Raw genomic sequence first — 5,228 nt, 5'->3', positions numbered from 1 at the left:
CGGACCTTCCGCCCGGTCGTCCGCACGAGCCGTCGGCCGAACACGCCGGACGCACGCACCGCGATCTGGTCCTCGAGCCCGCCGAGGACCAGGTCGGCGTCGCCGCCGAGGTCGACGCACCCGCCCCAGCGGCGCGGGTGCTCCAGGCCCACGACGCGGCCGAGACCCCAGATCCCGGCCGCGGCGGGGTCCACCGGTTCGCCCGGCTCGACCTGGACGGCGTTGCGCGTGACGCACCACAACGGCGCGTCCCGCCCCGCGTCCCCGAGCGCCTGGACGAGCACGAGCACGTCGGCGGCGTCGGTGAGGTAGGACAGCACGCCGTCGGTCTCCGGCAGCCGGGCACCGAGGTCCGCGCGACCGATCCCGGCGGGCACCTCCAGCACCGTGACGCCGTCGGGAAGCCGGACGTCGGTGCCTTCGGGGACGACCGCGAGCCACCAGCCGTCGAGCGGCGCCGGGGTGTCGATCGGTTGCCAGACCACGCGGTAGCGCCAGTCGGCGGTGCCACCGTCGGCGTCGCCACGCCAGCGGGACAGCGCGGGCAGCACCGCGTCCACTGTGGAGCGTTCGACGCCGAGGGTCTCGGCCAGCACGTCACCGTCGCCGTCGCGGACGGCGGCCCAGAACCGGTCGCCCGCCGGGTCGGCCGCCGGGGGCGTGCCCGGGGCGAGCCAGTACCGCTCCCGCTCGAACGGGTAAGTCGGCAGGTCGACCCGCGTGGTCACCGCACCGAGTATCGACGTCCACTGTGGACTTATACCTCGGACGTGCAGGCGGGCCAACGCGGTCAGCAGTGTCTCCGGTTCGGACCGGTCCGCACGCAGCACCGGCACCGCACCCTCGACCAGCGCCGACAGCACGGCGTCCGGACCGATCTCGACGAACGTAGTGACGCCGTCGGCGCGCAACGCCTCGACCCCGTCGGCGAACCGGACGGTGGCTTCGACCTGCCCGGCCCAGTACTCCGCCGTCTCCGGGCCGGTCCCGCCGGCCGGCACGAACGGCAACTCCGGCGCGGCAATCGACAACGTGTCCAGGATCGCGCGGAAGTCCGGCACCATCGGCGCCATCAGCGGCGAGTGGAACGCGTGGCTCGTGGCGAGCCGCTTGGTCTTGGCGAACGTCGCCGCGTACTCGGTCACCGCGGCTTCCGCGCCGGACAGCACCACCGCGTCCGGGCCGTTGACCGCGGCCAGCGCCACACCCTCGGGCAGCTGAAGGTCCTCTTCGGACGCCTGCACCGCGATCATCACGCCGCCCTCGGGCAGCGCCTGCATCAACCGGCCGCGCGCGGCGACCAGCGTGACCGCGTCGTCGAGCGTCAGGATCCCGGCGACGTGGGCGGCGGCGACCTCGCCGACCGAGTGGCCCAGCACGGCGTCCGGCCGGATGCCCCACGTTTCGAGGAGCCGCACGAGCGCGACCTCGACCGCGAAAATGCCCTGCTGCGCGTACTCGGTGCCGTCGGGGTCACCCGCGAAGACGACCTCCCGCACCCGCGGATCCGGGCACGCGGCGTCGAACGCGGCCGCGAACGCCGGGTACTTCTCGTACAGCTCGCGGCCCATCCCGGCCCGCTGGGAACCCTGGCCGGTGAACAGGAACGCCGTCTTGCCACGCTCGGCGACCCCGGTGATCGCGCCGCGGCCGTCGCGGATCGCGGCGAGCCCGGCGGCGCGCTCCTCGTGCGTGGCCGCGATGACGACCGCGCGGTGGTCGAAGGCGGCCCGCCCGGCAGCGAGCACCCGGGCCACCTCGGCGGGATCGGCGTCGACCGCGAGCAGCTGAGCGGCCTGCGCCCGCAACGCCGACTCCGTGCGCGCCGACAGCAGCCAGGGCAGCGGGCCCGCGACCGGATCCGGAGCCGGGGTGTCCGCCGGCTGTTCGAGGATCACGTGGGCGTTCGTGCCGCTGACGCCGAACGACGACACTGCGGCGCGCCGGACGTCGGTCTCCGGCCACGGGGTGGTGTCGGCCAGCAGAGCGACCGCACCGGCCGTCCAGTCCACTTTGGACGACGGCGTGTCGAGGTGCAGTGTCCGCGGCAGGACGCCGTGGCGCATGGCCTCGATCATCTTGATGATCCCGCCGACGCCGGACGCGGCCTGCGCGTGCCCGATGTTGGACTTGAGCGACCCGAGCCACAGCGGCGACGGCCGGTCCTGGCCGTAGGTGGCGAGCACGGCCTGCGCCTCGATGGGGTCGCCCAGCACCGTGCCGGTGCCGTGGGCTTCGACGGCGTCGACGTCCGATGCGGACAGTCCGGCGTTGGCCAGCGCCTGCCGGATCACCCGCTGCTGCGAGGGTCCGTTGGGTGCGGTGAGGCCGTTCGACGCGCCGTCGGAGTTCACCGCGGATCCGGCGACCACGGCCAGCACCGGGTGCCCGAGCCGTCGCGCGTCCGAAAGCCTTTCCAGCAGCAGCATCCCGGCACCTTCGGCCCAGGCCGTGCCGTCCGCGGAGTCCGAAAAGGACTTGATCCGGCCGTCCGGCGCGAGCCCGCGCTGGCGGCTGAACTCGACGAACGCGCCGGGGCTCGACATCACCGTGACGCCACCGGCGAGGGCGAGCGTGCACTCCCCCGCGCGCAGGGACTGCGCCGCGAGGTGCAGCGCGACCAAAGAGGACGAACAGGCCGTGTCGACGGTCAGTGTCGGGCCTTCGAAGCCGAACGTGTAGGCGATCCGTCCGGAAAGGACGCTGGCCGCGATGCCGGTGCCGAGGTTACCGCCGACGTGCTCCGGGGCCTCGTGCAGTGGCGGGCCGTAGTCCTGGGACGCGGTACCGGCGAACACGCCGACGGCGTCGCCCCGGACCGCGCGCGGGTCGATGCCCGCGTGCTCGAACGTCTCCCAGGCGACTTCGAGGAGCAGCCGCTGCTGCGGATCCATCGCCAGCGCCTCACGCGGGCTGAGCCCGAAGAACGCGGCGTCGAACCCAGCTGCGTCGGCCAGGAAACCGCCGTGCCGGACATAGGTCTTGCCCGGACGGCCGGGTTCCGGGTCGTGCAGCCCGTCGACGTCCCAGCCGCGGTCCGCCGGGAACGCGCTGATCGCGTCGGTGCCGTCGAGCACGAGGTCCCACAGCTGGGCCGGGGACGCGACGCCGCCCGGGTAGCGGCAGCCCATGCCGACGACGACGATCGGGTCGGCCGAACCCGCGTGCGCGGTGACGGCGCCGGTGGCCGTCTCACCGGCGAGCCATGCGGCGAGCGCGGCCGGGGTCGGGTGGTCGAAGACGAGCGTGGCGGGCAGCGTCACGCCGGTCGCGGCGCCGAGCCGGGAGCTGAGTTCGACCGCGGTCAGCGAGTCGAAGCCCAGGTCGGCGAACGCGCGGTCGGCGTCGAGGGGTTCGGTGTGGCCGAGCACGGCGGCGGCCTGCGCGCGGACGAGGTCGGTCAGGTTCCCGCCTGGCACGGGTACTTCCGGGCGGACGCGAGCCGGGGCACGGCCGTCCGCGGTGAGCCAGTAGCGCTCGTGCTGGAAAGCGTACGTCGGCAGCTCGGTGCGCCGCGCGCCGGCGAAGAACGCGGCCCAGTCGACCGGGACGCCGTGGGTGTGCAGGGTGGCGACCGCCGTCAGCAGGGTGGCGGCCTCGTCGCGGTCGGGGCGCAGCGCGACCGCGGTCACGGCGTCAGTGAGGCCGCGGGCGAGCGCGGTGAGCACGCCGTCGGGGCCGAGTTCCAGGTAGGCCGTGACCTCCTGGCTAGCCAACGTCGCGACGGCGTCGGCGAAGCGGACCGGCTCGCGGACCTGCGCGACCCAGTGGTCCACTGTGGACCCGTCGGTGACCTGACCGGTGCGCGTGGACACCAGCGGCACGGCGGGTGGCCGGAAGTCCAGTTCCCGCAATGCTTCTGCCAGGGGTTCGAGGACCGGGTCCATCGCGGCGGAGTGGAACGCGTGGCTCGTCGTGAGCCGCCGGGTCCGGCGGCCCTGGGCGGACCAGTCCGCCACGACTCCGGAAACGGCGTCCTCCGGCCCGGAAACCACGACGGCCGAGGTGCCGTTGACGGCGGCGAGGCCGACGTCCGGCGGAAGCACGAGTTCGGCTTCGCCGGCCTCGATCGCGGCCATGGCCCCGCCCGCGGGCACCGCGGCCATCAGCCGGCCGCGGGCGGCGACCAGCGTCGCCGCGTCGGCGAGCGAGAGCACCCCGGCCAGGTGGGCGGCGGTGATCTCCCCGAGCGAGTGACCGGCCACGACGTCCGGCCGGATGCCCCACGACTCGACGAGCCGGGCCAGCGCGACCTCGACCGCGAACAACCCGGCCTGCGCGTAGTCGGTGCGGTCGAGCAGCGTGTCGACGTCGGCGAAGACGACGTCCTTGAGCGGCGGCGCGCCGTCCCAGCGCGCGTCGATCTCCGCGCAGACGGCGTCGAACGCGGCGGCGAACACCGGGAAGGCGGCGTACAGCTCTCGGCCCATGCCCGGCCGCTGGGCGCCCTGGCCGGTGCAGAGGAACGCGAGCTTGGTCTCGGCCCGCGCCTTGCCTTCGACGAGCCCGGCGGCGGGCCGCCCCTCGGCCAGCGCGGCCAGCCCGGCGGCCGGATCGCCGATGACGACGGCCCGGTGCTCCAGCAGAGCCCGGGTCGTGGCCAGCGAAAACGCGACATCGACGCTCGGCTCGACCGCGCTGAGCCGGACTGCCTGCGCTCGCAAAGCTTCCGGTGTCTTGGCCGACAGCAGCAACGGCAGGACCGCCGGCTCGACCTGTTCGACGGGATCGGCGACGACCGCCGGGGCTTCCTCGACGATGACGTGCGCGTTCGTGCCGCTGACCCCGAACGACGAAACCCCGGCGCGGCGCGGGCGACCCCCGGCGGGCCACGGCTGAGGCGACGTGAGCAGCGAAACCGCGCCGGACGTCCAGTCGACGTGCGGCGAGCGCTCCTCGGCGTGCAGCGTGCGCGGCAGCTTTCCCGCACGGAGGGCGAGGACCGTCTTGATGATCCCGCCGATCCCGGCCGCGGCCTGGGCGTGCCCGATGTTGGACTTCAACGACCCCAGCCACAGTGGCGTCGTCCGGTCCTGGCCGTAGGTCGCGAGCAGCGCCCCCGCCTCGATCGGGTCGCCGAGGACGGTGCCGGTGCCGTGCGCCTCGACCGCGTCCACATCGGACGGTACGAGCCGCGCGTCGGCCAGCGCCGCCCGGATGACCCGCTGCTGCGCGGGGCCGCTGGGCGCGGTGAGGCCGTTGGACGCGCCGTCGGAGTTGACCGCCGA

The 5,228-nt window shown here is 74.6% G+C and carries 1 protein-coding gene; it reads right to left on the bottom strand.

The window, feature by feature from the left end:
- Positions 1-5,228 (bottom strand): type I polyketide synthase (locus tag G3I65_RS20365; protein WP_160697514.1); only part of this gene is annotated, 5,228 nt, incomplete at both ends.

The organism is Amycolatopsis sp. SID8362 (assembly GCF_010550475.1).
Classification (GTDB): Bacteria; Actinomycetota; Actinomycetes; order Mycobacteriales; family Pseudonocardiaceae; genus Amycolatopsis; species Amycolatopsis eburnea.
The sequence above is the reverse complement of the archived record's forward strand: the minus strand, read 5'-3'. Positions and strand labels throughout refer to the sequence as shown.